The organism is Streptomyces sp. NPDC023838 (assembly GCF_040639555.1).
In the GTDB taxonomy this organism is placed as follows: Bacteria; Actinomycetota; Actinomycetes; order Streptomycetales; family Streptomycetaceae; genus Streptomyces.
The window spans coordinates 174,194-200,676 of sequence record NZ_JBFAAD010000002.1 but is presented as its reverse complement, the minus strand read 5'-3'; the positions used below and the strand labels follow the sequence as shown (position 1 = coordinate 200,676).

Annotated in this window: 28 protein-coding genes; 22 read left to right on the top strand and 6 right to left on the bottom strand. The window is 72.1% G+C overall.

Annotation, left to right across the window (positions count from 1 at the left end; genetic code table 11):
• Positions 1–135: 135 nt before the first annotated feature.
• The gene (locus tag AB0G17_RS03185) at positions 136–711 is read left to right on the top strand and encodes a histidine phosphatase family protein (RefSeq protein ID WP_361374909.1); all 576 of its coding nucleotides are present in this window, start codon (positions 136–138) and stop codon (positions 709–711) included.
• Between the two features lie 109 nt (positions 712–820).
• Here the strand turns inward: AB0G17_RS03185 and AB0G17_RS03180 are convergent, their stop codons facing one another.
• Positions 821–1,378, bottom strand: a complete 558-nt coding sequence (locus AB0G17_RS03180) for a sugar O-acetyltransferase (RefSeq protein WP_361374907.1) — start codon at positions 1,376–1,378, stop codon at positions 821–823.
• A gap of 257 nt (positions 1,379–1,635) precedes the next feature.
• Between AB0G17_RS03180 and AB0G17_RS03175 the strand changes: the two genes are divergently transcribed.
• The 11 genes from AB0G17_RS03175 (at position 1,636) to AB0G17_RS03125 (ending at position 12,374) form a co-directional block, all read left to right on the top strand.
• Positions 1,636–2,607 carry an alpha/beta hydrolase gene (locus AB0G17_RS03175; protein WP_361374905.1) on the top strand — a complete coding sequence of 324 codons (972 nt, stop codon included), beginning with the start codon at positions 1,636–1,638 and terminating at the stop codon, positions 2,605–2,607.
• The gene (locus AB0G17_RS03170) at positions 2,600–3,769 is read left to right on the top strand and encodes an acyltransferase (protein WP_361374903.1); all 1,170 of its coding nucleotides are present in this window, start codon (positions 2,600–2,602) and stop codon (positions 3,767–3,769) included. The genes AB0G17_RS03175 and AB0G17_RS03170 overlap by 8 nt, the downstream gene beginning before the upstream one ends.
• A 37-nt stretch (positions 3,770–3,806) precedes the next feature.
• Positions 3,807–5,093 carry a sensor histidine kinase gene (locus tag AB0G17_RS03165; RefSeq protein WP_361375328.1) on the top strand — a complete coding sequence of 429 codons (1,287 nt, stop codon included), beginning with the start codon at positions 3,807–3,809 and terminating at the stop codon, positions 5,091–5,093.
• Positions 5,090–5,770 carry a response regulator transcription factor gene (locus AB0G17_RS03160; protein WP_361374901.1) on the top strand — a complete coding sequence of 227 codons (681 nt, stop codon included), beginning with the start codon at positions 5,090–5,092 and terminating at the stop codon, positions 5,768–5,770. Before AB0G17_RS03165 ends, AB0G17_RS03160 begins: the two co-directional genes overlap by 4 nt.
• 41 nt (positions 5,771–5,811) lie before the next feature.
• Positions 5,812–6,768, top strand: a complete 957-nt coding sequence (locus AB0G17_RS03155) for an RNA polymerase subunit sigma-70 (RefSeq protein WP_361374899.1) — start codon at positions 5,812–5,814, stop codon at positions 6,766–6,768.
• A 55-nt stretch (positions 6,769–6,823) separates the two neighbouring features.
• Complete coding sequence (locus AB0G17_RS03150; protein WP_361374897.1) at positions 6,824–7,387, top strand: dihydrofolate reductase family protein; 564 nt, start codon at positions 6,824–6,826, stop codon at positions 7,385–7,387.
• Positions 7,388–7,555: 168 nt separating this feature from the next.
• Complete coding sequence (gene argC / locus AB0G17_RS03145; protein ID WP_361374895.1) at positions 7,556–8,587, top strand: N-acetyl-gamma-glutamyl-phosphate reductase; 1,032 nt, start codon at positions 7,556–7,558, stop codon at positions 8,585–8,587.
• Entirely contained in the window at positions 8,584–9,741 is a 1,158-nt protein-coding gene (gene argJ, locus AB0G17_RS03140; protein WP_361374893.1) for a bifunctional glutamate N-acetyltransferase/amino-acid acetyltransferase ArgJ, read from the top strand. Before argC ends, argJ begins: the two co-directional genes overlap by 4 nt.
• Entirely contained in the window at positions 9,738–10,634 is an 897-nt protein-coding gene (argB, locus tag AB0G17_RS03135) for an acetylglutamate kinase (RefSeq protein ID WP_361374891.1), read from the top strand. The genes argJ and argB overlap by 4 nt, the downstream gene beginning before the upstream one ends.
• Positions 10,634–11,815 (top strand): acetylornithine transaminase, encoded by a 1,182-nt coding sequence (locus AB0G17_RS03130; protein WP_361374889.1) that lies wholly within the window; start codon positions 10,634–10,636, stop codon positions 11,813–11,815. The genes argB and AB0G17_RS03130 overlap by 1 nt, the downstream gene beginning before the upstream one ends.
• 19 nt (positions 11,816–11,834) lie before the next feature.
• Entirely contained in the window at positions 11,835–12,374 is a 540-nt protein-coding gene (locus tag AB0G17_RS03125; protein WP_190089598.1) for an arginine repressor, read from the top strand.
• Positions 12,375–12,386: 12 nt separating this feature from the next.
• Here AB0G17_RS03125 and AB0G17_RS03120 read toward each other — a convergent pair whose 3' ends face one another.
• Positions 12,387–13,097 (bottom strand): L,D-transpeptidase family protein, encoded by a 711-nt coding sequence (locus AB0G17_RS03120; RefSeq protein WP_361375326.1) that lies wholly within the window; start codon positions 13,095–13,097, stop codon positions 12,387–12,389.
• A 193-nt stretch (positions 13,098–13,290) separates the two neighbouring features.
• Here AB0G17_RS03120 and AB0G17_RS03115 point away from each other — a divergent pair, with 193 nt between their 5' ends.
• The 3 genes from AB0G17_RS03115 (at position 13,291) to lepB (ending at position 17,060) form a co-directional block, all read left to right on the top strand.
• The gene (locus AB0G17_RS03115; protein WP_361374887.1) at positions 13,291–14,487 is read left to right on the top strand and encodes an argininosuccinate synthase; all 1,197 of its coding nucleotides are present in this window, start codon (positions 13,291–13,293) and stop codon (positions 14,485–14,487) included.
• A 114-nt stretch (positions 14,488–14,601) separates the two neighbouring features.
• Complete coding sequence (gene argH, locus AB0G17_RS03110; protein ID WP_361374885.1) at positions 14,602–16,029, top strand: argininosuccinate lyase; 1,428 nt, start codon at positions 14,602–14,604, stop codon at positions 16,027–16,029.
• A gap of 119 nt (positions 16,030–16,148) precedes the next feature.
• Positions 16,149–17,060, top strand: coding sequence for a signal peptidase I (lepB, locus tag AB0G17_RS03105; RefSeq protein WP_361374883.1), 912 nt, complete (start codon positions 16,149–16,151; stop codon positions 17,058–17,060).
• Between the two features lie 86 nt (positions 17,061–17,146).
• On the opposite strand, the gene AB0G17_RS03100 is transcribed toward lepB, so the two are convergent.
• Complete coding sequence (locus tag AB0G17_RS03100) at positions 17,147–17,653, bottom strand: DinB family protein (protein WP_361374881.1); 507 nt, start codon at positions 17,651–17,653, stop codon at positions 17,147–17,149.
• A 115-nt stretch (positions 17,654–17,768) separates the two neighbouring features.
• On the opposite strand from AB0G17_RS03100, the gene AB0G17_RS03095 reads away from it, so the two are divergent.
• Positions 17,769–18,320: a TetR/AcrR family transcriptional regulator gene (locus AB0G17_RS03095; RefSeq protein WP_361374879.1), complete on the top strand. Its 552-nt coding sequence runs from the start codon at positions 17,769–17,771 to the stop codon at positions 18,318–18,320.
• Positions 18,317–19,861: an MFS transporter gene (locus tag AB0G17_RS03090; RefSeq protein ID WP_361374877.1), complete on the top strand. Its 1,545-nt coding sequence runs from the start codon at positions 18,317–18,319 to the stop codon at positions 19,859–19,861. Before AB0G17_RS03095 ends, AB0G17_RS03090 begins: the two co-directional genes overlap by 4 nt.
• Before the next feature lie 293 nt (positions 19,862–20,154).
• On the opposite strand, the gene AB0G17_RS03085 is transcribed toward AB0G17_RS03090, so the two are convergent.
• Positions 20,155–20,826 (bottom strand): lysophospholipid acyltransferase family protein, encoded by a 672-nt coding sequence (locus AB0G17_RS03085; protein WP_101387443.1) that lies wholly within the window; start codon positions 20,824–20,826, stop codon positions 20,155–20,157.
• Between the two features lie 248 nt (positions 20,827–21,074).
• Here AB0G17_RS03085 and AB0G17_RS03080 point away from each other — a divergent pair, with 248 nt between their 5' ends.
• The 3 genes from AB0G17_RS03080 (at position 21,075) to AB0G17_RS03070 (ending at position 23,373) form a co-directional block, all read left to right on the top strand.
• A complete protein-coding gene (locus tag AB0G17_RS03080; RefSeq protein ID WP_361374874.1) occupies positions 21,075–22,241 on the top strand; it encodes a glycerophosphodiester phosphodiesterase in 1,167 nt (388 codons plus the stop codon).
• Positions 22,242–22,338: 97 nt separating this feature from the next.
• Entirely contained in the window at positions 22,339–22,833 is a 495-nt protein-coding gene (locus AB0G17_RS03075; RefSeq protein WP_361374872.1) for a sigma-70 family RNA polymerase sigma factor, read from the top strand.
• A 36-nt stretch (positions 22,834–22,869) separates the two neighbouring features.
• Positions 22,870–23,373, top strand: coding sequence for a GNAT family N-acetyltransferase (locus AB0G17_RS03070; protein WP_361374870.1), 504 nt, complete (start codon positions 22,870–22,872; stop codon positions 23,371–23,373).
• Here AB0G17_RS03070 and AB0G17_RS03065 read toward each other — a convergent pair.
• Positions 23,370–23,810, bottom strand: a complete 441-nt coding sequence (locus AB0G17_RS03065) for a hypothetical protein (RefSeq protein ID WP_361374868.1) — start codon at positions 23,808–23,810, stop codon at positions 23,370–23,372. The genes AB0G17_RS03070 and AB0G17_RS03065 overlap by 4 nt on opposite strands.
• Before the next feature lie 2 nt (positions 23,811–23,812).
• A complete protein-coding gene (locus AB0G17_RS03060) occupies positions 23,813–24,172 on the bottom strand; it encodes a hypothetical protein (protein ID WP_361374866.1) in 360 nt (119 codons plus the stop codon).
• 547 nt (positions 24,173–24,719) lie between these two features.
• Between AB0G17_RS03060 and AB0G17_RS03055 the strand changes: the two genes are divergently transcribed.
• Complete coding sequence (locus tag AB0G17_RS03055; protein WP_361374864.1) at positions 24,720–25,790, top strand: ATP-binding cassette domain-containing protein; 1,071 nt, start codon at positions 24,720–24,722, stop codon at positions 25,788–25,790.
• On the top strand, positions 25,787–26,455 hold the full coding sequence (locus tag AB0G17_RS03050) for a methionine ABC transporter permease (RefSeq protein WP_361374862.1): 669 nt from the start codon (positions 25,787–25,789) through the stop codon (positions 26,453–26,455). Before AB0G17_RS03055 ends, AB0G17_RS03050 begins: the two co-directional genes overlap by 4 nt.
• Positions 26,456–26,483: the final 28 nt, after the last annotated feature.

Sequence of the window (26,483 nt, the reverse complement as noted above, 5' to 3'; positions counted from 1 at the left end):
GGTGCCGGCCCAGGCGGCTCGGCCGGCCGCGGGGCGGTGCGAGCCCCAGGCCTCTCGGCCGGCCGCGGCCGGCGCCCGGGCCGCCGCCGACCCGACCTCTTGACCAAACGCCCGTTCGGTCGCACGATCTCGGCCATGACTGTCCGGCTGACGCTGGTCGCGGCGGCGCGCTGCTCGGCGCTGCTGGCCGAACGCTTCGACGACGACCGCCCGCTCGACGGCGCGGGCCGGTACGAGGTCGCGCTCGCCGCGCCCGCCCTGGTGCCCCTCGGCGCGGCCGAGCTGCGCTACTGCTCGCCGACCGCGCGCAGCCGGGCCACCGGCGAGGCCCTCGGCTACGCGCCGATGGCCCAGCCCGCCCTGCGCGACTGCGACATGGGCCGCTGGCGCGGCCACACCCTGGCCGAGGTCGCGGCCCGCGAGCCCGAGGCGGTCGACGCCTGGCTGGCGGACCCGCGCGCGGCCCCGCACGGCGGCGAGCCGCTGCTCGGCTTTATCGCCCGGATAGGGGGCTGGCTGGACACCCGGCCCGCCGAGGACGGCGCGATGGTCGCGGTGGCCGAACCCGCGGTCGTACGGGCGGCGCTGGTGTACGCCCTGAAGGCGCCGCCGTCGGCGTACTGGAACGTCGACGTGCGGCCGCTCTCGACGGTGACACTGACCGGCGGCGCCCACCGCTGGCACCTGAGCCTGCTGAGCCTGGCGGGATAGCGGTTCCGGGGCCTGCCGCCGCCCCCGAAACCGCCACCCGCACCGAGGGCGGCCAGATCCACCGAAAACGCACTCCGCACCGAGGGCGGCCGGACCCGCCGGACAGGCCCTAGCCCAGCTCGCGGATCACCCGCGCCGGGTTGCCGACGGCCAGCACCCCGGCGGGCAGGTCCCTGGTGACCACCGCCCCCGCGCCGACCACCGTGTTCGCGCCGATGCTCACCCCGGGGCAGACGATCACCCCGCCGCCGAGCCACACGTTGTCCCCGATCGTCACCGGCTCCGCCTTCTCCCACCCCTGACGCCTGCGCTCGGTGTCCAACTCGTGGGTAGGGGTGAGGAGTTGGATGTTCGGCCCGATCTGTACGTCCCGGCCGACGGTGATCCGCCCGGTGTCCAGGAACACCGCGCCGAAGTTCACGAACGTACCGGCGCCGATGCTGATGTTGTACCCGAAGTCGCAGTGGAACGGCGGTCGCACCCGGACGCTCTCGTCGACCTCGCCCAGCAACTCGGCCAGCAGCTTGTGCCGTTCGGCGGGCGGCGCCCCGCCCGCCGCGTTGTAGGCGGCGCACCGGGCGATCCGGCGCTCGGTGTCCGCGCTCAGCTCGGGGTCGTCGGGCAGATACCACTCACCGGCCAGCATGAGCTGTTTGTTCTCACCCACGAAAGCTCCTCCTGGTCCTTCTCCTGGTCCTTCTGGTCCTCCGGGTCTTCCTCGTCCTCCCGACGAAGGATCTCACCGTCGCCGCAGGGCAGTTCGGCGACCCGCGCCCCTACTCGTAGTACTTCAGGACTACGCGCGAGATGCCCTCCCCGGCGGGACGCGGGCGACGGGCCTTGATCCATAGCTTTCGGTACCGCGAGCACACAGGCCGTGACCCGGGCCGACGTGCGACATCCGGTACGGAAGGACCCTCACCCATGGCGATCCGCCCCAGCGGCAGCGGCCGCGCGCTCCGCACCCTGCTCGCCGCACTCGTCGTCGCCTCGGTGGCGGTGCCGCTGGCGGGCGCGGTGCGCCCCGCGGCCGTACCGGCTCCCGCCCCGGCCGCCCTCGTCCCGCTGACCGCCGCGACCCCCGCCGCGCTCGACGCCCGCTACCGCGCCGCCCGCGACGGCATCCGGGCCGCCGAGCGCATGGCCACCGGCCACGGTGACCGCCGACGGGCCGCCGCGCTACGGGCCATGGCCGCGCCCGAACGCCACTTCCTCTCCTTCGACGGCCGCGACGGCGGCCGCACCGCCGAGGCCGTCGGCGACCTCGCGCACGCCGACCGGATCGCCGTCCTGGTGCCGGGCGCGGACACCAGCCTCGACAAGTACGGGCGCTTTCGGGCCGGGGCCGAAGCCCTCCAGCGGGAGATGGGCTCCCGGTCCGCCGTGGTCGCCTGGCTCGGCTACCCGACCCCGCCCACCGGCAGCGCCGGGTCCCTGACCACGGGCCGGGCCGACCGTGCGGCGCCCCGACTCGACGCCTTCGTACGGGAGTTGGGTGCGGCCAGGCCCGGCGCCCGGATGTCGGTGCTCTGCCACTCCTACGGCTCCGTCGTCTGCGCTCGGGCCGCGCCCCGGCTGCGCGCCGACACCCTGGTGCTCTACGGCAGCCCCGGCACCGGCGCCCATGACGTCGGCCGGCTGCACACCCGAGCCGCCGTCTGGGCGGGCCGCGCCTCGGGCGACTGGATCGCCGACGTCCCCCATCTGCGGCTTCCGCTCCTGGTCGGCACCGTCGGGTTCGGAACCGACCCGGTGTCGGAGTTGTTCGGGGCGCGGGTCTTCGACGCGGGCCACGGCGGGCACAGCGACTACCTCAAGCCCGGCTCCGTCCCTCTGCGCAACATCGCCCTGATCGCCTCCGGCCAGACCCCCACCGAGGAGCGCCGCCATGCGTGAGCTCGTCCGGCGCATCGACGCCGCCACCCCGCCCGACCGCGACCGGGCCGTGGACGCCCTGCGGGCCTTCGCCATCCTCGGCGTGGTGCTCGGCCACTGGCTGGTCACCGCGCTGGTCGTGGACAGCGGCACCCTGCGTGCCGTCAGCCCCCTCCAGCACATGCCCGAACTGGCCCCGGTCTCCTGGACGTTCCAGACCCTGGCGGTGTTCTTCTTCGTCGGCGGGCAGGTGGCGGCGGGCGGCCACGCCTCGGCCCGCGCCCGGGGCGCCACGTACGGGCAGTGGCTGCGCGCCCGCCTCGCCCGCCTCTTCCGGCCGGTCGCGGCCGTCCTCGTGGTGTGGACGGTGGCCGCGGCCGCGCTGTTCGCCGCCGGGGCCGGCTTCGACACCGTGCACGCGCTGGTCAAGCTGGTCCTGTCGCCGCTCTGGTTCCTGCTCGTCTTCACCGCGCTGACGGCGGCGACGCCGCTGCTCGCCCGGATGCACCCGCTGTGGCCGCTGGCCGTCGTGCTCTACGTCGACCTGTTCCGCTTCGGCCTCGACGGGCCCGCCGCGCTCGGCTGGATCAACGTGGCGGCGGGCTGGATGGTCCCGTACTGCCTGGGCGCGCGGCGGGCGCGCGGCCGTCTGACGTCCCGCGCCGCGGGCTGGGTGCTGCTGACCGGGGGCGCCGCCGCCACCGCCGGGCTGGTGCTCGTCGCGGGCTACCCGGCGTCCATGGTCGGCGTGCCGGGAGCGGCCGTCTCCAATCTGAACCCGCCCACCCTCGCGGCCGTCACCTTCGGCCTCGCCCAGTGCGGCGCGGCGCTGCTGCTGCTCGGCCCGCTGCGGCGGGTCCTGGCCCGCCCGGCGGCCTGGGCGGCGGTGGCCCTGCTCAACCTGTACGCGATGACCGTCTTCCTCTGGCACCAGACCGCGATGATCGCGGTCACCGCGACCGGGCTGCTGGCGGGCCGCCCGCTGCCCGGCCTGCACACCGTGCCCGACGGCGCGGGCTGGTTGCTCGCCCGGTCGGCCTGGCTGCCGGTGTTCGCCGGGGCCCTGCTGGTGTGCTGGGCGGCGTTCCGTACGTACGAGCAGGGCGGCGGGCGCACCCGCGGCGGCGGCCGGGTCGTGCGCGCGCACCGGGCCGAGCGCGCTGCGACGGTGCCGCATGCCTAGGGTGAGCTGCGGGAACGAGGGGGAACCGGTGCCACGGATGGATGCGGGACGGCTGGTGGAAGCCGTACGGGCGGGGGCGCGCGGGATGCGCGGGGAGCTGTTCACGGTGGCGCGCGACCCGCTGCCGCGCCAGGGGGCGCTCGGCTGGCTGCCGCACGTCCATGTGGCGCTGTTCGCGCTGTGCGTGGGGCTCGTCAACGGAGTGGAGTACACCTACGCGGCGGGCCCGGCCAGGGCCTTCGTCGCGGTGTGCGCGGTGGCGCAGGCGGGCGCCGTGGTCATGGCGCTCTCGCGCCCGGTCGCCGCCTGGTGGCTCTCCACTGCCGCGCTCGTCGTGTCGGCGGAGTCGGTGGGAGCCACCGTTCCCGAGGGCCGGGTGTGGCCGTGGAGCGTCGCGGGCATCGCGCTGCACACCCTGGTGCTGCTGCTGCTCTCGCTGCGGGCCCGTCCCCGGGTCGCGGCCGCGGCGCTGGCGATCACCATCGGGTCGGGGCTGCTCGACGTGGCTCTCTCGGGCCGGAGCCACAACCAGGACGTGACCCGGGGCGCCATCGCCTTCGGGACCGCCGTGGTGATCGGGGCGTCGCTGCGCATCAGCCGGGTGGCCCGCTCCCGGCTGGTCGAGCAGGAGGTGCTCACCGCCGACGAGCGGGCCCGGCGCACCCTCCTGGAGGAGCGCGGCCGCATCGCCCGCGAGCTGCACGACGTGGTCGCCCACCACATGTCGGTGATCTCCATCCAGGCCCAGGTGGCTCCGCACCTGGTGGCGAACCCCTCGGACGAGCTGCGGGAGAACCTGGTGGGCATCCGCGAGAACGCCGTGCAGGCGCTCACCGAGCTGCGCCGGGTCCTGGGCGTGCTGCGCTCGGCGGACCCGGAGGCGGAGGGCGTACGGCACGCCCCGCAGCCCACCCTGGACCGGCTCGGCGAGCTGATCGCCAATGTGCGCGGTGCCGGTCTGGAGGTGGCCACCACGACCACCGGCACCCCGCGACCGCTCTCGCCCGGCGTCGGCCTCTCCGCGTACCGCATCGTCCAGGAGGCTCTGAGCAACGCGATGCGGCACGCGCCCGGGGCGGGCGTGCGGGTGGCGATCGGCTACCAGCCCTCCGCGCTCACCGTCCGCGTCACCAACTCCCCGCCCACCCGCACCGCCCCGCCCTCCCCGGGCAGCGGCCACGGCCTGCTCGGGATGCGGGAGCGGACTGCGATGCTGGGGGGCGAACTGGCCACGGGGCGGACCCCGGAGGGCGGTTTCGAGATAACGGCACTGCTCCCCACGGACCCCGCGGTCCCGAACCACCCCACCGAGGACACCCGATGACGACGACCACCACCATCCGCGTCCTGATAGCCGACGACCAGATGATGGTCCGGCAGGGCCTGACGGTGCTGCTCAACGCCGAACCCGGCATCGAGGTGGTCGGCCAGGCCGTCGACGGCCTCGACGCCGTGGCCAAGGTCGCCGAACTGGCCCCCGACGTCGTCCTGATGGACGTCCGCATGCCCGGGCTCGGCGGCATCGAGGCCACCCGCCGCGTCACCGCCCCGGCCGGCGCCACGGTCAAGGTCCTCATCCTGACCACCTTCGACCTGGACGAGTACGTCTACGAGGCCCTGCGCGCCGGCGCCTCCGGCTTCCTCCTCAAGGACGCCTCGGCCGCCGAACTCGCCCATGCGGTACGGGTGGTGGCCGCCGGGGACGCCCTGCTCTCGCCCGGTGTCACCAAGCGTCTGATCGCCGAGTTCGCCCGCACGGCGGGCGCTCCCCGGACTCCGCTCAAGGACCGCGTCGCCACCCTGACCGAACGCGAGACGGAAGTCCTCTCCCTGATCGCCCAGGGCCTCTCCAACGCGGAGATCGCCACCGCCCTCACGGTGGCCGAGCAGACCGTGAAGACCCACGTCAGCCGCATCCTGGTCAAACTCGCCCTCCGCGACCGCACCCAGGCGGCGGTCTTCGCGTACGAGACGGGGCTGGTGCGGCCGGCGGGGTATTGAGAGCGGCGCTGAAGTCCCGTCTCGGAGGGCGCAGGACCGGGGTGCGGCATGATGAGCCCGTGGACTTCGAGCGGTACCGGGGTGAGCTGGTGGCGTTCTGCTACCGGATGCTGGGTTCGTTCCATGAGGCCGAGGATCTGGCACAGGAGACGCTGCTGCGTGCCTGGAAGGCCCGCGACCGGTACGACCCGGCGCGCGCGTCGGTGCGGACCTGGCTGTACCGGATCGCGACCAACGTGTGCCTGACCGCGCTGGAGGGACGTCGGCGGCGTCCGCTGCCATCCGGGTTGGGGGTGGCGAGCGACGATCCCGGGGCGCCGCTGGTGCCGGCGCTCGATGTGCCCTGGCTGGAACCGTTCCCCGACGCGCGGTTCGATGTGGAGGTCAGGGCCGAGCTGCGGCTCGCGTGGGTAGCGGCGGTGCAGGTCCTGCCGGCGCGGCAGCGGGCGGTGCTGGTGCTGCGCGAGGTGCTGGCGTTCAGCGCCGCCGAGGTCGCCGAGCAGTTGGGGACCACGGTCGCGGCGGTCAACAGCGCGCTGCAGCGCGCCCGTGCCGCCCTCGCCGTCGTGGGCGACGCCGGTGAGGTCACCGAGCCGGACGATCCCGAGGTGCAGGCGGTCGTCCAGCGGTACATGCAGGCGTTCGAGGCGGCGGATGTGCCCGCGTTGGTGCGGCTGCTGGCGGACGACGCGGTGCTGGAGATGCCGCCGGTGCCGCTGTGGTACCGGGGCAGCCGGGACTACGGACGGTTCATGGAGCGGGTGTTCGGGATGCGTGGCACGGGCTGGGGCATGCGGGCGCTTACCGCCAACGGGCAGCCCGCGCTCGTCGCGTACGCGCCGCAGCCCGGCGGCGGGCACCGTCTGCACACCCTGCAGGTTTTCACCGTCACCGACGGCCGCATCGCGCACAACGTCGTGTTCGCCGATCCGCGCGTCCTCGACGCCTTCGAGCTGCCGCGCGAGATTCCCGCAGGCGAGTTCCGCCGGGAGCGATGAGTTCGGGCGGTGCGGCCGGTACGTACTGGTGAACACCGACCGAAGGGATCTCATCGTGAGGGTCATCGTCATCGAGTTCATCACCCTGGACGGGATCATGTCGGACCCGGACGGGTCCGACGGCACGCCGCTGGGCGGCTGGGCGTTCCGGCACGGCCCGGAGACGGTAGCGGGGGACAAGTTCCGGCTCGGCCGCACGCTGGACGACGGCGTGCTGCTGCTCGGGCGCACCACCTGGCAGCTGTTCTCGCGGCTGTGGCCGGGCCGCGACGACCCGTTCGCCGCGCGGATGAACGCCGTACCGAAGCTGGTCGCCTCCAGCACCCTGACCCACGCCGACACATCGGTGTGGGCGAACTCCCAGCTCCTCGACGGCGACCTGATCGACGCCGTCAAGCGTGAGCGGCGGGACGTGGTCGTCAGCGGGAGCCTGAGCGTCGTGGACCGGCTGATGGCCGCGGACATGGTCGACGAATACCGGCTGCTGACCTTCCCCACCATCCTCGGCACCGGTCGGCGGCTCTTCCCGGCCGACGGCCCCCACGCCGAGCTGAAGTGCCTGGCAACCGAACAGGTCGGTGCGGCTGTCCTCACCCACTATCGGAGGGCCACCCGATGACCGCCCGCTTCATCGCCCTGTACGAGACACCAGCCTGAGGCCCGGCGCGACCAGCAGGCGCATGCCGAGCTCCACCGGTGTACCCGCGGCCGGGCCCGGCGGCCGGGAAGGACCTTTGCATAAAACTGCATAGCTGCGTATAGTCATGCCATCGACGAGGAGGCTTCGATGGCGGTACGAGCGGCAGTGGCCGGGGCGAGTGGGTACGCGGGCGGGGAACTGCTGCGGCTGCTCATCGCGCACCCGGACGTCGAGATCGGCGCCCTGACCGGGAACACCAACGCCGGGCAGCGGCTCGGCGCGCTCCAGCCGCACCTGCTGCCGCTGGCCGGGCGCGTCCTGGAGCCCACCACCGTCGAGGTGCTGGCGCGCGACCACGACGTCGTGTTCCTGGCGCTCCCGCACGGCCAGTCCGCCGCCGTCGCCGAGCAGCTCGGCGACGAGGTGCTCGTCATCGACATGGGCGCCGACTTCCGGCTCAAGGACGCCGCCGACTGGGAGAAGTTCTACGGTTCGCCGCACGCCGGGACCTGGCCCTACGGGCTGCCCGAACTGCCGGGCGGCCGCGCCGCGCTGGAGGGGTCCAGGCGCATCGCGGTCCCCGGTTGCTACCCCACCGCCGTCTCGCTGGCGCTGTTCCCCGCGTACGAGAGCGGCATCGCCGAGCCCGAGGCCGTGATCGTCGCGGCCTCCGGCACCTCCGGCGCGGGCAAGGCCGCCAAGCCGCACCTGCTCGGCAGCGAGGTGATGGGGTCGATGTCGGCGTACGGCGTGGGCGGCGGCCATCGCCACACCCCCGAGATGATCCAGAACCTGAGCGCGGCCGCCGGGGAGCACGTCACCGTCTCCTTCACGCCGACCCTCGCCCCCATGCCACGCGGCATCCTCGCCACCTGCTCCGCCAAGGCGAAGCCGGGGGTGGGCGCCGAGGCGGTACGGGCGGCGTACCAGAAGGCGTTCGCCGACGAGCCGTTCGTCCACCTCCTCCCCGAGGGGCAGTGGCCCGCCACCGCGTCCGTGTACGGCTCCAACGCCGTCCAGATCCAGGTGGCGTACGACGAGAGCGCCCAACGGATCGTGGTGGTCGCCGCCCTCGACAACCTGACCAAGGGCACCGCGGGCGCCGCGGTGCAGAGCATGAACATCGCCCTGGGGCTTGACGAGACCACGGGCCTGACGACGACAGGAGTTGCGCCGTGAGCGTGACGGCAGCCAAAGGGTTCACGGCGGCGGGCATCGCCGCCGGGATCAAGGAGAACGGCAACCCGGACCTGGCCCTCGTGGTCAACACCGGGCCCCGCCGAGCCGCCGCCGGCGTCTTCACCTCCAACCGCGTCAAGGCCGCTCCCGTCCTGTGGTCGGAGCAGGTGCTGAAGGGCGGGGCGGTCACCGCCGTCGTCCTCAACTCCGGTGGCGCCAACGCCTGTACGGGCCCCAAGGGCTTCCAGGACACCCACGCCACCGCGGAGAAGGTGGCCGAGGTCCTCGACGGGCACAGCGCGGGCGAGGTCGCCGTCGCGTCGACCGGGCTCATCGGCGTACTGCTGCCCATGGACAAGCTGCTGCCGGGCGTCGAGAAGGCCGCCGCCGAGCTCTCCGCGCACGGCGGTGAGAAGGCCGCCATCGCCATCAAGACCACCGACACCGTCCACAAGACGGCCGTCGTCACCAAGGACGGCTGGACCGTCGGCGGGATGGCCAAGGGCGCCGGCATGCTCGCCCCCGGCCTCGCCACCATGCTCGTCGTCCTCACCACCGACGCCGACCTGGAGGCGCCCGTCCTGGACCGCGCCCTGCGCGACGCCACCCGGACCACCTTCGACCGGGTCGACTCCGACGGCTGCATGTCCACCAACGACACCGTGCTGCTGCTCGCCTCGGGCGCGTCCGAAGTCGCCCCGGAGTACGCCGAGTTCGCCGAGGCCGTACGGGCCGTCTGCGACGACCTCGGCCAGCAGCTGATCCGCGACGCCGAGGGCGCCAGCAAGGACATCCGCATCGAGGTCATCAACGCGGAGAGCGAGGAGGACGCCGTCGAGGTCGGGCGCTCCATCGCCCGCAACAACCTCCTCAAGTGCGCCATCCACGGCGAGGACCCCAACTGGGGCCGGGTGCTCTCCGCCATCGGCACCACCGGCGCCGCCTTCGACCCGGACCGGCTGAACGTCGCCATCAACGGCGTATGGGTCTGCAAGAACGGTTCGGTCGGCGAGGACCGCGACCTCGTCGACATGCGCTACCGCGAGGTGAGGATCACCGCCGACCTCGCCGCCGGATCCGCCGAACCGGTCGTGATCTGGGCCAACGACCTCACCGCCGACTACGTCCACGAGAACAGCGCGTACAGCTCATGAGTACCCGTAAGCACACCGCGCTCCCGAAGGCGCAGATCCTCATCGAGGCGCTGCCGTGGCTGACCCGTCACCACGGCAGGACCGTCGTCATCAAGTTCGGCGGCAACGCCATGGTCGACGAGGCGCTCAAGGCCGCCTTCGCCCAGGACGTCGTCTTCCTGCGGCACGCCGGCCTCAAGCCGGTCGTGGTGCACGGCGGCGGCCCGCAGATCAGCGCCCAGCTCGACCGGCACGGCCTGGTCAGCGAGTTCAAGGCGGGCCTTCGCGTCACCACACCGGAGGCCATGGACGTCGTACGGATGGTGCTCGCCGGGCAGGTCCAGCGTGAGCTCGTCGGGCTGCTCAACCAGCACGGCCCGCTCGCCGTCGGCATGACCGGCGAGGACGCCCACACCATCACCGCCACCCAGCACCGGCCCGAGATCGACGGCGAGCTCGTCGACATCGGCCGGGTCGGTGAGATCACCGCGATCGACACCGGCGCCATCGAGGCGCTGCTCGACGACGGCCGGATCCCGGTCATCTCCTCGATCGCCCGCTCCCAGGACGACGGACATGTCTACAACGTCAATGCTGATACGGCGGCTGCGGCTCTTGCGGCTGCGCTGGGCGCCGAGACCCTGATGGTCCTGACCGACGTCGAGGGCCTGTACGAGGACTGGCCGCACAGCGACGAGGTCATCAGCAAGCTCACCGCGAGCCAGCTGGAGAAGCTGCTGCCCGACCTCTCCAGCGGCATGGTCCCCAAGATGGAGGGCTGTCTGTTCGCCGTGCGCAACGGCGTCACCACCGCGCGCGTGATCGACGGCCGCGTCCAGCACTCCATCCTGCTGGAGATCTTCACGGACGAGGGCATCGGCACGATGGTCGTGCCGGACGGACAGGGGGAATGATGAGCGGCCTCACCCAGCGCTGGCAGCAGGTCATGACGGACAACTACGGCACTCCGCCGCTCGCCCTGGTGCGCGGCGCGGGCGTCAAGGTGTGGGCCGAGGACGGCACCGAGTACACCGACTTCGTCGGCGGCATCGCGGTCAACGCGCTCGGCCACGGCCACCCGGCCGTCGTCGAGGCGGTGTCCCGCCAGATCGCCTCGCTCGGCCACGTCTCCAACCTGTACATCGCCGAGCCGCCGGTGGCGCTCGCCGAGCGGCTGATCGAGCTCTTCGGGCGGCCGGGCCGGGTCTTCTTCTGCAACTCGGGCGCCGAGGCCAACGAAGGCGCCTTCAAGATCGGGCGGCTGACCGGGCGCGGGCACATGGTCGCCACCGACGGCGGCTTCCACGGCCGCACGATGGGCGCGCTCTCCCTCACCGGCCAGCCGAAGAAGCAGGAGCCCTTCCGGCCGCTGCCCGGCGACGTGAGGCACGTGCCGTACGGGGACGTCGAGGCGCTGCGGGCCGCGGTCACCGAGCAGACCGCGCTGGTGGTCATCGAGCCCATCCAGGGCGAGAACGGCGTGGTCGTGCCGCCCGCGGGCTATCTGCGGGCGGCCCGCGAGATCACCGCGGCCACCGGCACGCTGCTCGTCCTGGACGAGGTGCAGACCGGCGTCGGCCGCACCGGCAGCTGGTTCGAGTACCAGCGGCACGAGGGCGTCGAGCCGGACGTCGTCACGCTCGCCAAGGGCCTCGGCGGTGGTCTGCCCATCGGTGCCACCGTCGCCTTCGGCCCGGCCGCCGACCTCCTGAAGCCCGGTCAGCACGGCACCACCTTCGGCGGGAACCCGGTGGCGTGCGCGGCCGGACTCGCCGTCCTGGACACGCTCGCCGCCGACGGCGCGCTCGACCGGGTGAAGCGGCTGGGTGAGCGGCTGCGGGACGGAATCGAGGCGCTGGCGCACCCGTTGGTCTCCCATGTCCGTGGCGCGGGCCTGCTGCTGGGTATCGTGCTCACCGAGGCCGTCGCCGCCGAGGTGCAGCGGGCGGCCCAGGATGCCGGCTTCCTGGTCAACGCGCCCGCCCCCGATGTCGTACGGCTCATGCCGCCGCTGATCATCGGTGACGCGGAGGTGGACGCGTTCCTCCGGGCGCTGCCCGGCGTCCTCGACGCAGTGACCAACGGGGACGGATGATCCGGAGAATGAGACGACGATGACCGACGAGGCGCAGGACCAAGAGCTCGGCGGCCCCGCCGTACCGCAGACCCGCACCGCCCGCCACCGCCGGATCGTGGACATCCTCAACCGGCAGCCGGTGCGGTCCCAGAGCCAGCTCGCCAAGCTGCTCGCGGACGACGGGCTGAGCGTCACCCAGGCGACGCTCTCCCGCGACCTCGACGAGCTGGGCGCGGTGAAGATCCGCAACACCGGCGGCGAGCTGATCTACGCGGTGCCCAGCGAGGGCGGTTTCCGCACGCCCAAGGCGCCGCTGGGCGAGTCGGCCAAGGAGGAGCGGATGCGCAGGCTCTCCGCGGAGCTGCTGATCTCCGCGGAGGCCTCCGCCAACCTGGTGGTGCTGCGTACGCCGCCGGGCGCCGCCCAGTTCCTCGCCTCGGCCATCGACCAGGCCGAACTGCACGACATCCTCGGCACGATCGCGGGCGACGACACGCTCATGCTGATCAGCCGCGACCCGGCGGGCGGCCAGGCCCTGGCCGACCACCTGCTGCGGCTCGCGCAGAACGACCGGTAGCCGCCACCGGGCTCAGTAACGTGTGATCGCGGTCGGCCCGGACGCCGTGCCGATCGCGATGTGGGGGTGCTTGGCCGGGTCCGCCCAGGCCAGGATGCGGGCCATCGCGTCCGCCGGGACGGACACACAACCGGCCGTCGCCCCCTTCCCGTTGACGTGCAGGAAGATCCCCGCACCGCGCCCGCGCACCGGCTGGTCGTAGTTGAACCCGACCACCAGGGCGCGGGCGTACTGCGTGGGGAACGCGGTGATCCGCTCGGACTCGCTCGCGCGGCAGTCCGCGGGCAGCCCCTCCACCCAGCGGTTGTACGCCTGCGAGGCGGTGTCCTCGCACCACCAGGACCTGTCGGTGGCGCGGCGGTAGGAGAACCGGGTCCCGGCGGGGGCGGCCGTGGTGCCGAAGGCGTACGGCAGGTCGTAGAGCCCGGTCGGGGTGGTGCTGGTGTTCTGCTTGCGGGCGGTGCCCTCGACCAGTCCGTTGGCGCCGAACCTGGCTTCGGCCCGGCCCGCCATCACCCACAGCGGCCCGCGCTTGTTCCACCAGGTCACCCGGCCCGTGGTGGAGCCGGTGGCGGGCGCCTCGGCGGTGATCAGCTGGGTGCCGCCGCCGGTGTCAGCCATCCGGTTCGGCAGGTTGGGTGAGGTGAACGGGCGGGAATCCGCCACGGCGGCCGGGGTCGCGAGCGCGAGCAGGGCCGCACCGAGTGCGAGAGCGGTACGCATCATGCCCGCGACCGTACGCGGCCCGCCCGCTGACGTCCTCTCAGGGGGCCGAACCGTTACCCCAGCCGCGTGACCGTCCCTCTCCCAGCCCTCTCCCGCCGCCTCCCGGTGGCCCCTGGCCCCTCTCGTTGACAAAACATACGGAGCACTGCATAGTTATACCCATCACCGAATGCACCGTAAGGAGAAACCCGTGACCGAGCGCGTCGTACTCGCCTACTCGGGCGGTCTGGACACCTCCGTCGCCATCGGCTGGATCGCCGAGGAGACGGGCGCCGAGGTCATCGCCGTTGCCGTGGACGTCGGCCAGGGTGGCGAGGACCTGGACGTCATCCGCAAGCGCGCGCTCGCCTGCGGTGCCGTCGAGGCCGAGGTCGCGGACGCGAAGGACGAGTTCGCCGACGAGTACTGCCTCCCGGCGATCAAGGCCAACGCCCTGTACATGGACCGTTACCCGCTGGTCTCCGCCCTCTCCCGGCCGACCATCGTCAAGCACCTGGTGGCCGCCGCCAGGAAGCACGGCGCCACCACCGTCGCCCACGGCTGCACCGGCAAGGGCAACGACCAGGTGCGGTTCGAGGCCGGTATCGCCGCCCTCGGCCCCGACCTGAAGTGCATCGCCCCGGTCCGTGACTACGCGATGACCCGGGACAAGGCGATCGCCTTCTGCGAGGCCAAGAACCTCCCCATCGCCACCACCAAGAAGTCGCCGTACTCGATCGACCAGAACGTCTTCGGGCGGGCCGTGGAGACCGGCTTCCTGGAGGACATCTGGAACGCGCCGATCGAGGACATCTACGAGTACACCTCGAACCCGGCCGAGCAGCGCGAGGCCGACGAGGTCGTCATCTCCTTCAAGGAGGGCGTCCCGGTCGCCATCGACGGCAAGCCTGTCACCGTGCTCCAGGCGATCCAGCAGCTCAACGAGCGGGCCGGCGGCCAGGGCATCGGCCGGATCGACATGGTCGAGGACCGGCTCGTGGGCATCAAGTCCCGCGAGGTGTACGAGGCGCCGGGCGCGATCGCGCTGATCACCGCCCACCAGGAGCTGGAGAACGTCACCGTCGAGCGCGAACTCGCCCGCTACAAGCGGCAGGTCGAGCAGCGCTGGGGCGAGATGGTCTACGACGGCCTGTGGTTCTCCCCGCTCAAGCGCGCCCTGGACGGCTTCATCAACGAGGCCAACCAGCACGTCACCGGCGACATCCGGATGACCCTGCACGGCGGCCGCGCCGTCGTCACCGGCCGCAGGTCCGAGGAGTCGCTGTACGACTTCAACCTCGCCACCTACGACGCGGGCGACACCTTCGACCAGTCCAAGGCGCAGGGCTTCATCGAGATCTTCGGCCTCTCGTCGAAGATCGCCGCGCGGCGTGATCTGCAGGCCTAGCCCGACGTGGACCTGGCGTAACAACGACTCGTTGTACGACCGCCTCCCCGATCCTCCGTGGCGGGGAGGCGGTCGCATATCCACAGACTCGAACAGCCTTGAGGAGCAACAGCTGTGAGCAGCAACAACGGTGACGTCCGGCTCTGGGGCGCCCGGTTCGCCGACGGTCCGGCCGAGGCACTGGCGAAGCTGTCCGCGTCGGTCCACTTCGACTGGCGGCTCGCCCCGTACGACATCGCGGGCTCACGCGCTCACGCCCGAGTGCTCCACAAGGCGGGCCTGCTCACCGACGACGAGCTGGCCCGGATGACCGAGGGCCTGGACCGGCTGGCGGCCGACGTGGCCGACGGCTCGTTCACCGGCACCATCGCCGACGAGGACGTGCACACCGCCCTGGAGCGGGGCCTCCTGGAGCGCCTCGGCCCCGACCTCGGCGGCAAGCTGCGGGCCGGCCGGTCCCGCAACGACCAGGTGGCCACGCTCTTCCGGATGTATCTGCGCGACCACGCCCGGATCATCGGCGGCCTGCTCGCCGAGCTCCAGGACGCGCTGGTCGGCCTCGCCGAGGCGCACCCCGATGTGGCGATGCCCGGCCGCACCCACCTCCAGCACGCCCAGCCGGTCCTCTTCGCCCACCACGTCCTGGCCCACGTCCAGTCCCTGTCCCGGGACGCCGAGCGGCTGCGGCAGTGGGACGAGCGCACGGCGGTCTCCCCGTACGGATCGGGCGCGCTCGCCGGGTCCTCGCTGGGGCTCGACCCGGAGGCGGTCGCCGCGGACCTCGGCTTCGAGCACGGCAGCGTGGCCAACTCCATCGACGGCACGGCCTCCCGCGACTTCGTGGCCGAGTTCGCCTTCATCACCGCGATGATCGGCGTCAACCTCTCCCGGATCGCCGAGGAGGTCATCATCTGGAACACGAAGGAGTTCTCCTTCGTCACCCTGCACGACGCCTTCTCCACCGGCTCCTCGATCATGCCGCAGAAGAAGAACCCCGACATCGCGGAGCTGGCGCGGGGCAAGAGCGGCAGGCTCATCGGCAACCTCACCGGCCTGATGGCGACGCTCAAGGCTCTGCCGCTCGCGTACAACCGGGACCTCCAGGAGGACAAGGAGCCGGTCTTCGACTCCTGCGACCAGCTGGAGGTGCTGCTGCCCGCGTTCACCGGGATGATGGCGACCCTCACGGTCAACCGGGAGCGCATGGAGGAGCTGGCGCCCGCGGGCTTCTCGCTCGCCACCGACATCGCGGAGTGGCTGGTCAAGCAGGGCGTGCCGTTCCGGGTGGCGCACGAGGTCGCGGGGGAGTGCGTCAAGGTCTGCGAGGCGCACGGGATCGAGCTGGACGAGCTCACCGACGAGCAGTTCGCCAAGATCTCCGCGCATCTGACGCCCGAGGTGCGGACCGTCCTGAACGTCCCCGGCGCGCTGGCGTCCCGCAGCGGCCGCGGCGGCACCGCCCCCTCGGCCGTCGCCGTCCAACTCGCCGAGGTCAAGGCCGACCTGACCGTCCAGCACGCCTGGGCCACCGCCCGGAAATGAGATACCGGTACGGGGTGTGCGCGGCGCGCATGCCCCGTACGGATGGAGTGCGGCGCCGGTGTCGATCAGCGGCGCCCGTTTCGTGCGACCATGGTCCCTTCGGCGGTGAGGGAGTGGACGTGGGGGACGTGGCGGTCGGCGCGCAAGAAGGACACGGGGAGGCCGAGCGGCCCCAGGAGAGCCCCGCGGGACCCGAGGGGCTCGACCGGCTCCAGGGGTCCGGGGCGGTGCCCGACGAGGTCGCCGAGCCGGCCGACGGGACGGCGCCGAAGAAGACCGGCAAGCAGCGCTCCTTCTGGAAGGAGCTGCCGCTGCTCATCGGCATCGCGCTGATCCTCGCGCTGCTGATCAAGACGTTCCTGGTGCAGGCGTTCTCGATCCCCTCGGACTCGATGCAGAACACCCTCCAGCGCGGTGACCGGGTCCTGGTGGACAAGCTGACGCCGTGGTTCGGCTCCACGCCCGAGCGCGGCGAGGTCGTCGTCTTCCACGACCCCGGCAACTGGCTCCAGGGCGAGCCCACTCCGCAGCCCAACGCCGTGCAGAAGGCGCTGAGCTTCGTCGGGCTGATGCCGTCCGCCGAGGAGAAGGACCTGATCAAGCGGGTCGTCGCGGTCGGCGGGGACACCGTGGAGTGCAAGGGCACCGGCCCCCTGAAGGTCAACGGCAAGGCCCTGAACGAGCCGTACGTCTTCGCCGGGAACACCCCGTGCAGCACGGACCCGGACAGCCAGTTCAAGATCACCGTGCCCAAGGGGCGCATCTGGGTCATGGGCGACCACCGGCAGAACTCGGCGGACTCCCGCTACCACCAGGACCAGCCGGGCGGCGGCTCGGTGCCGGTCGACAAGGTCGTGGGGCGCGCGCTCGTCATCGCCTGGCCGGTCGACCGCTGGGCCACGCTCCCCGTGCCGAGCACCTTCGGCCAGTCGGGCATCGGCACGGTCGCGGCGGCGGCGCCCGCCACGCTCGGCCTGCTCGGCGCGGCCCCGGTCGTGCTGCTGCGCAGGCGCCGGCGCGCCGGTCACTGAGTCATGGGCAGGGCGAAGGGCCCGTACGGCTTCCAAAAGCCGTACGGGCCCTTCGCGTTGTCACCACGCGCCCGTACGCACGCCGGTCACGCCCCGACCGTCCCGTCGATCCCCTCGCGCAGGAAGTCGGCGTGGCCGTTGTGGCGGGCGTACTCCAGCGTCACGTGCACCATCACCAGCCGCAGCGAGACGTCCGTGTCCCACCGGGAGGCGTGGACGACGGTGTCGAGCGACTCGGCCTCGCGCTCGATGCGGCGGGAGTGCTCGACCTCGGCCTGCCACCGTTCGAACGCGTCCGTCCGGGTGGCGCCGCTCGCGTCGTACGCGACCTGGTAGTCGTTCACGTCCGAGTAGACCAGCGTGATGTCCTCGCCGTTGACGACCTTGCGGAACCAGGTGCGCTCCACCTCGGCCATGTGCCGGACGAGGCCGAGCAGCGAGAGCGTGGACGGCGGCATCGACTTGGCGCGCAGCTCGTCGTCGCTCAGGCCCTCGCACTTCATCGCGAGCGTGGCGCGGTGGTAGTCGAGAAAGGCTCGCAGCGTCTCGCGCTCACCGGCGAGCAGGGGCGGCGGGACGCGGTTGTCGGTCACGTGGGGTTCCTTCCGAGGGCTTTGACGGGACGCCGTCAGGTTAGTCAGCACCGGGCGGCGAGTCGACAGCCTTTCGAATGAGACATCGACGTCTCATTCGGGTTATGGTTGTCTCATGACTGTGGACCGCGACCAGGTGCTGCGTACGGCGGCCGCCCTGCTCTCCCGTAAATCGACCGCCACGATGGACGAGGTGGCCCGCGCCGCGGGGATCGGGCGCGCCACCCTGCACCGTCACTTCGCCGGCCGCGACGCGCTGGTCAGGGCGCTGGAGAACCACGGCATCGAGCAGTTCGAGGCCGCCCTGGACGCGGCCCGGCTGGACGAGGGGCCCGCTCCCGAGGCGCTGCGCCGGCTGATCGCCGAGGTGGAGCCCGCCGCCGGACTGCTCGCCTTCCTGGTCACCGAGAACCAGCTCTTCGAGGGCGACCAGATGAACGAGGGCTGGGCCCGGCTCGACGCCCGCGTCTCCGCGCTCTTCCGGCGCGGCCAGGAGCAGGGCGACTTCCGCATCGACCTCACCCCGGCGTGGCTCACCGAGGCCCTGTACGGCCTGATCGGCACCTGCGCCTGGGCCGTCCAGGTCGGCCGGGTCGCCGCCAACGACTTCCAGTACATGATCGTCGAGTTGCTGCTCGGCGGAGCGCGACGGGGCGTGGAGAAATGACCAGTACCGACCGGCGCGCCGAGCCCGGCCTCGATGTGCGCCACCCGGGCCGCTGGCTCGCCCTCGCCGTGCTCGTACTGGCCGTGCTCCTCGTCGCCGTCGACGCGACCGTGCTGGGCCTGGCCACCCCGTTCCTCAGCGAGGACCTGAAGCCGTCCGGCCCGCAGCTGCTGTGGATCGGCGACGTCTACTCGTTCGTCATCGCGGGCCTGCTCGTCTCGATGGGCAGCCTCGGCGACCGGATCGGCCGCAAGCGGCTGCTGCTCTGCGGCGCGGTGGCCTTCGGCGCGGTCTCGGTGCTCAACGCGTACGCCTCCAGCCCCGAGATGATGATCCTGGCGCGGGCGCTGCTCGGCGTCGCGGGCGCGACCCTGATGCCGTCCACCCTGGCGCTGATCCGGAACATCTTCCACGACCCCCGCGAGCGCAGTCTGGCCGTCGGTGTCTGGGGCGCGGCGGCCTCGGCGGGCGCCGCCGTCGGGCCGGTCGTCGGCGGCTTCCTCCTGGAGAACTTCTGGTGGGGCTCGGTCTTCCTGATCAACCTGCCGGTGATGGCGGTGCTGGTGCTCGTGGGCATCAAGCTGCTCCCCGAGTCACGCGACCCCGACCCCGGCCCGTGGGACCTGGTCAGCGTGCTGCTGTCGCTGGTGGGCATGGTCGCGATCGTGTACGCGGTCAAGGAGGCGGCGGTCAACGGCTTCGGCCTGGAGATCGCCGCGGCGGCGGTGGTGGGCGTGCTGGCCCTGATCTGGTTCGTACGCCGCCAGCTGACCCTCGAATCCCCGCTGCTCGACATGCGGCTCTTCCACCACCGGGGCTTCTCCGGCGCGGTCCTGGCCGACCTGCTGACCATCCTGGGCCTGTCCGGGCTGGTGTTCTTCCTCTCCCAGTTCCTCCAACTGGTCCAGGTGCGCTCGCCGTTGGAGGCCGGGCTGATCGAACTGCCCGCGGCCGTGGGCGCGGTGGGCGCCGGGCTCGCGGCGGGATACGTGGCGCGCCGGGCCTCGGTGCGCAGCGCGGTCGCCGTGGGGCTCGCGGCGGTCGGCGCGGCCCTGGCAGCCTGCGTGGCGATATCGGCCGGCACGGGTGTGGTGGCTCTGGGGATCGCGCTGTTCGTGGGCGGCCTCGGAGCCGGTCTCGCCTTCACGGTCACCGCCGACGTGATCCTCTCCAGTGTGCCGAAGGAGCAGGCGGGGGCGGCGTCGGCGGTCTCCGAGACGGCGTACGAACTGGGCGCGGCCCTCGGCATCGCGCTGCTGGGCTCGGTCGTCACGGGCATCTACCGCGGCTTCACGGCCCCGGCGGACCTGCCCGCGGGCGTCTCGGAGGCGGCTCACGACTCGCTCGGCGGCGCGGTCGAGTCAGCCGCGCGCCTCCCGGCGGAGCAGGCGGCGCCCATGCTGTCCGCCGCCCGGGACGCCTTCACGGACGGCTTCCAGACGGCGGCGGCGGTGGGCAGCGCGGTCCTGTTCGCGACGGCGGTCGCGGCGTGGTTCCTGCTGCGGGGCCAGCGCCTGGAGGAGGGCCTGGAGCACCCCTAGCGGGGGCGCGGGCCCTGTGCCTGGGCCACGCACGGGCCCCTGCCGGGGGCGCGACAGGGTCTGTGGCTCGGCCACGCACGGCGCTTGGAGGCGCGGGGAACTGCGCGCTCAGCGCAAGACGGCCCGCGGTCGAAGAACAACGTCTTCGTCCGCGGGCCGTGCGTGGCTGGTCGCGCAGTTCCCCGCCCCCCTAAAAGCGGCGGTCCGTGGCGGAGCCACAGATTCCTCGCGCCCCGTGAAAGCGTTCGTCCGTGGCCGAGCCACAGACGTACCGCGCCCGGGGAAAACGGCGGCTACGCCGCCTTCGCCTTCGTGGCGTACATGTCGACGTACTCCTGCCCGGACAGCCGCATGACCTCGGCCATCACCGAGTCCGTGACGGCCCGCAGCACATAGCGGTCCCGGTCCATGCCCTCGTACCGCGAGAACTCCATCGGCTCACCGAACCGCACCGTCACCTTGCCCGGCCGCGGCAGCCCCGCCCCGCTCGGCTGGATCTTGTCCGTGCCGATCATCGCGAACGGCACGACCGGCGCCCCGGTCATCAGGGTCAGCCGCGCGATGCCGGTGCGGCCGCGGTAGAGCCGGCCGTCGGGGGAGCGGGTGCCCTCCGGATAGATGCTGAAGACCTTGCCCTCTTCCAGGACCTGACGCCCCGTCATCAGCGCCGCGACACCGCCGTGGCCGCCGTCCCGGTTGACCGGGATCATCCCGACGCCGCTGAAGAACCACGCCATCAGCCGGCCCTTGAGACCCTTGCCCGTGACGTACTCGTCCTTGCCGATGAAGTACACCGGCCGGTCCAGGCACACCGGCATGATCATCGAGTCGATGAACGTCAGGTGGTTGCCCGCCAGGATGACCGGACCCGTCCCCGGGATGTTCTCGGCGCCCTCCACCTGCGGACGGAACATCAGGCGCATGATCGGTCCGAGCACTGCCTTGATGAGCGCGAGTCGGGACAACGCTTCCTCCGGTGTCGTGGGCTGACGGGTCCGCACGGAATGAGGTCCGCGCAGGTGAGGACGATACTCGCGGGTCATGTCTGATCGCACATCGGGTTCACGGAGTGGATACGCGATGTTGACGCGTGTTCGGGCCACGTTCCGCCCCGCTTGGCCCCGGGGGCTCCCGTCCGTAAGGGGCGCCCGCCTACGCTCGACCCCTTCCACCCGGTGAGTCCCACCTGGTGAAACTCGGCGAAGGAGCGTTTATGACACAGGGTGAGCGGATGAGCCCCGGGCGGCGCACCGTGCTCGGCGCGGCGGTTCTGGGCACGGCGGCCGCCGGGCTGCCCACCGCGGCCGCGAGCGCGCGGACCCGGCAGGGCCACGACGACGCGCGCCGCCACGGCTCGTACAAGGACCTGCCGGTCCCGTACGTGATCGGGCACCGCGGTACCGCCGGATACCGCCCCGAGCACACCCTCGGCTCCTACCAGCACGCCCTGGACCTCGGCGCCCACGTCATAGAGCAGGACCTCGTCCCCACCAAGGACGGGCAGCTGGTCTGCCGTCACGAGAACGACATCACCGCCACCACGGACGTCGCCGCCCGCCCCGAGTTCGCCGCCCGCAAGGCCACCAAGACGATCGACGGCACGGCCGTCACCGGCTGGTTCACCGAGGACTTCACGCTCGCCGAGCTGAAGACCCTGCGCGCCAAGGAGCGGCTGCCCGCCGTCCGGCAGCGCAACACCCTCTACGACGGCCGCTGGTCCGTGCCCACCTTCGAGGAAGTGCTCCAGTGGGCCGAGCGCGAGGGCCGCCGCCTGGGCCGCCGGATCTGGCTGCACACCGAGACCAAGCACCCCACCTACTTCCGGGGCATCGGCCTCCCGCTGGAGGACAAGGTGGCGCGGCTGCTGCGCCGGTACGGGCGCCACCGCGCGGACTCCCCGCAGTTCCTCCAGTCCTTCGAGCCCAGCAGCATCCAGCGGCTGAGCCGGCTGGTCGACACCCCGTCGGTCGTGCTCCTCTCCGGCACCGGCACCAGGCCCTGGGACTTCGTGGTGAGCGGCGACCCGCGCACCACGGACGACCTGGTCAAGCCCGCGGGCCTGAAGTGGATCGCCTCGTACGCGCAGGGCATCGGCCCCACCCTGGACCTGATCGTCCCCAAGGACGCGGCGGGCCGGCTCACCAAGCCCACCACCCTGGTCGCGGACGCCCACGCTCAGGGGCTGGTCCTCCACCCGTACACGATGCGCAACGAGAACACCTTCCTGCCCGCCGACTTCCGGCGCGGCACCGACCCCAACGCCTACGGGGACGCGTTCGGGGCCTTCAAGGCGTACTTCGCGACCGGTATCGACGCGGTCTTCTCCGACAACGCGGACACGGCCCTGCTCGCGGCGGCAGACTTCCGCGCGGCTGGCTAGACCCGTACCGGTAGCTCTCGTATACGAGCCCTCCACGTACGGGTGAGATGCGGCCGCCGCCGAAACCGCCTCGCGCGGCGGCCGCGTCCCGCCCGGCATGGACCTCGTCAAAGAGCTGAGCCCGCTGCTGGCCGCCGAGGCCGCCGCGGAGGCGCCGGGCGCCGGAGTCGACCCCGCCGACCTCGAACAGGACGTCTGGGTGCGTCTGCTCGAAAGCCGTCCGGCGGACCCCGTGCCCTGGGTGCGCTGGGCCGTTCGGGCGGAAGTGCGACGGGCTCGCCGCCGGGCGCGGAACGAACTGCCGTTCGCCGCGGAGCCGGCCGCCGACCCGGAAGCAGGCCCCGAACGCCGGGTTCTGAGCGAGGAGCTGAGCAGTGCTCTGCGTACGGCCGTGGCCAGAACTCCGGGGAACTGCCCGCGCCTGCTGACCGCACTTCTGTCGCCCAGCGACCCCACCTACCGCGAAATCGCAGGGGAGTTGGATATCTCACAGGGGAGTCTGGGGCCGATGCGTTCCCGTTGCCTGGGATGCCTGCGCAGAATGCTCGCGGCGGAGGTTGCGGCTCCTGGCCTGCGGGGAATGGAGCGTTAGACAACCGGCGGACAGGTGAGCGGAAGGCATGCACACATGGGTATGAGCGTGACCATCTCTGCGGCGCGTGAGGGCGACTGCGAGCAGATCCTCAAGCTGCAGTACCTCTGCTACCAGAGTGAGGCGGAGCTCTACGGCGACTACTCGATCGAACCGCTCACCCAGACGCTCGACGGCCTGCGCAGTGAGCTCGGCGGCGGGTACGCGCTGGTGGCGCGGCTCGGCGACGAGGTGGTGGCCTCGGTCAGAGGCACCGTGGACGCGTCGGGCACCGGCCGGATCGGGAAGCTGATCGTGCATCCGCGGATGCAGGGGCACGGACTGGGCAGCCGACTGCTGAGCGCCATAGAGAACCACTTCGCGGGCCAGCTGTCGGCCAAGCGGTTCCAGCTCTTCACGGGACACCGCAGCGAGTCCAACCTGCGGCTGTACCGCAAGCACGGGTACGCGCCGGTCTCCACGGAGGCGCTGAGCGCGAAGCTGTCCGTGGTGACCCTGGAGAAGGAGGCGTCGGCCCGGCAGTTCGTCGCCAGCGCCTAGGGCCGCTGGTCCCTGTTCCGGCGCAGCCAGAGCATGCCGAGGACCGGGAGGATCACGGGGATGAGCAGATAGCCCGCCCCGTAGTCCGACCAGACCGTCGCGTCCGGGAACGCGGACTTGTCCGCCAGCGTCCACGTGCCCACGGTCAGGACGAAGACCAGCTCGGCCGCGCAGCACGCCAGTGCCGTGCGCCGCAGCCCCTCGCCGCCGCGTACCAGCGAGAACGTGATGAACCCGTACACCACGGCGGCCACCGCCGACAGGACGTACGCCAGCGGCGCCTTGCCGAAGTCCTGGATCATCTGGACGATCGAGCGGGAGGCGGCGGCGACGGTGAACACCCCGTAGAACCAGACCAGTACGCGGCCGGGGCCGCTGCCGAGCTTCTTGCCGTCGGACTCGTTCCGCCCGGTGGACTCGGTGGTGGACTCGGCCACGGTCACCCTCCCCAGATGTCGTAGAGACGCACTTCGAGCACCGCGAGCACCACCGCGCCGGCCGAGACCGTCACCGAGCCCCACTTCGTCCGCTCGCTCAGCGACAGCAGACCGGCGGCGGGGACGGCCGCGAACGATCCGACCAGATAGGCGATGAAGATCGCCATGCCCTGGTCCGGCCGCTCGCCGCGCCCCAGCTGCACGACGCCGACCACCAGCTGGGCCAGCGCCAGTACGGAGACCACGGCCATGCCGATGAAGTGCCAGTCCTTGGTGGGCTGGTCCCGGTAGGCGGCGAAGCCGCACCAGGCGGCGAGGGCGAGCGCGGCGGCGGCGACCGCGACCGTCAGGGCGTCAAGCATGGGAACGAGCGTATTACGGCCCGAAGCGCCCGATGCGCCCGCCCCGGGCGGGACCGGCCGGGGCGATCGCGCCGCGGTGGCCTTGGCCACAGGCCGCCCGCGTCCGGGAGGTGGCGGCCCGCTGCCCCCGGACTCGGCGCCGGCCGTATCGGCCCAGGCCAGGCGGGGGAGGAGGGCGGCGGCGGGGCTGCCGTCGCCGTCCGGGGACCGGCCCGGCGGTGTCCGTATGGCGGTCCATTGTTGTCCGGAATCCGGACAGCAATGATCCGCTCTTCGCTCCTTCTGCTTTACTTCATGCATGACCACGACGAGCAGCCGCACCCTTGCGACCGAGGCGATGAACACGCCCGGTGCTCGTTGTATGTGTCGAATGTGCGCCTTCTGAGGGCCCCCGCCTGAGCCTCGCGCCCCGAAGCGAGACCCATGAGCCATGCCCGCGCACGCCATGCCTCCCGGTTACCACCGATGTGGCTGTGACGCGTCCCGAACACGAATGCCCCGTGCCCGGCGGACACCGCGCCGCGCACTCGACAGTGACGGAAATCCTGTGATCACCACTACGGGCCTCACCAAGGTCTACCAGTCGCGCGGCCGTGAGGTCACCGCCCTGGACGGCGTAGACCTCCATGTCCGCGAGGGCGAGGTCTTCGGCGTCATCGGCCAGAGCGGCGCCGGCAAGTCCTCCCTCATCCGCTGCGTCAACCTCCTGGAGCGGCCGACCACCGGCACGGTGACCGTCGACGGCGTCGACCTCACCGCGCTCGCCGGGCGCGGCCGCCGCGCCGGCAAGGAGCTGCGCCAGGCGCGCAGCCGTATCGGCATGGTCTTCCAGCACTTCAACCTGCTCTCCGCGCGCACCGTGCAGGCCAACATCGAGCTGCCGCTGGAGATCCTCGGCGTCTCCGGCAAGGAGCGCTCCCGCAAGGCCCTCGAACTCCTCGACCTGGTCGGCCTCGCCGACAAGGCCAAGGCCTACCCCGCCCAGCTCTCCGGCGGCCAGAAGCAGCGCGTCGGCATCGCCCGCGCCCTGGCCGGCGACCCCAAGGTGCTGCTCTCCGACGAGGCGACCAGCGCCCTCGACCCGGAGACCACCCGCTCCATCCTCCAGCTGCTGCGCGACCTCAACCAGCAGCTCGGCCTCACCGTGCTGCTCATCACCCACGAGATGGACGTCGTCAAGACGGTCTGCGACTCGGCCGCGCTGATGAAGCGGGGCCGGATCGTCGAGTCCGGCACCGTCGGCGAACTCCTCGCCACGCCGGGCTCCGAGCTCGCCGCCGAGCTGTTCCCGGTGACCGGCGAGGCCACCGGCCCCGAGCGCACCGTCGTCGACGTGACCTTCCACGGCGAGTCGGCGACCCAGCCGGTCATCTCGCAGCTGTCGCGTACGTACAACGTCGACATCTCGATCCTCGGCGCCGCGATGGACACCGTCGGCGGCAAGCAGATCGGCCGGATGCGCATCGAGCTGCCCGGACGGTACGAGGAGAACGTCGTCCCGGTCGGCTTCCTGCGCGAGCAGGGCCTCCAGGTGGACGTGGTCGAGGCCGACGCGGTCGACACCGCGGTGGAAATCCCGGCGCAGGCCGCCGCTCTGGTCAAGGAAGGTGCCAAGTGAGCTGGTCCGAGATGCAGCCGCTGCTGTCCCAGGGAACCATCGACACCCTCTACATGGTGCTCTGGTCCAGCCTGGTCACCGTCGCGGGCGGGCTGCCGCTGGGTGTGCTGCTGGTGCTCACCGACAAGGGCGGGCTGCTCCAGAACCGCCCGGTGAACAAGGTCATCGGCGTGATCGTGAACATCGGCCGCTCGATGCCGTTCATCATCCTGCTGATCGCGCTGATCCCCTTCACCACCTGGGTGGTCGGCACCTTCATCGGCCCCACCGCCATGATCGTGCCGCTCGCCGTCGGCGCCATCCCGTTCTTCGCCCGGCTCGTGGAGACCGCGATCCGCGAGGTCGACCACGGACTGGTCGAGGCCGTCCAGTCGATGGGCGGCTCCATCCCGACCATCGTCGGCAAGGTGCTGCTCCCGCAGGCGCTGCCCTCGCTGATCGCCGCACTCACCACCACCGTGATCACGCTGGTCAGCTACTCGGCGATGGCCGGCGCGGTCGGCGGCGAGGGCCTCGGCTCCAAGGCCATCACCTACGGCTTCCAGCGCTTCGAGACCCCGTTCATGCTCGTCACCGTCGGTGTGCTCATCGCCATCGTCACCGTGGTCCAGCTGATCGGCGACGGCGCCGTACGGCTCCTCGCCCGCCGGGGCCGTACCTCCTGAGCTTCTCCCCACACAGCCCGCACTCCTT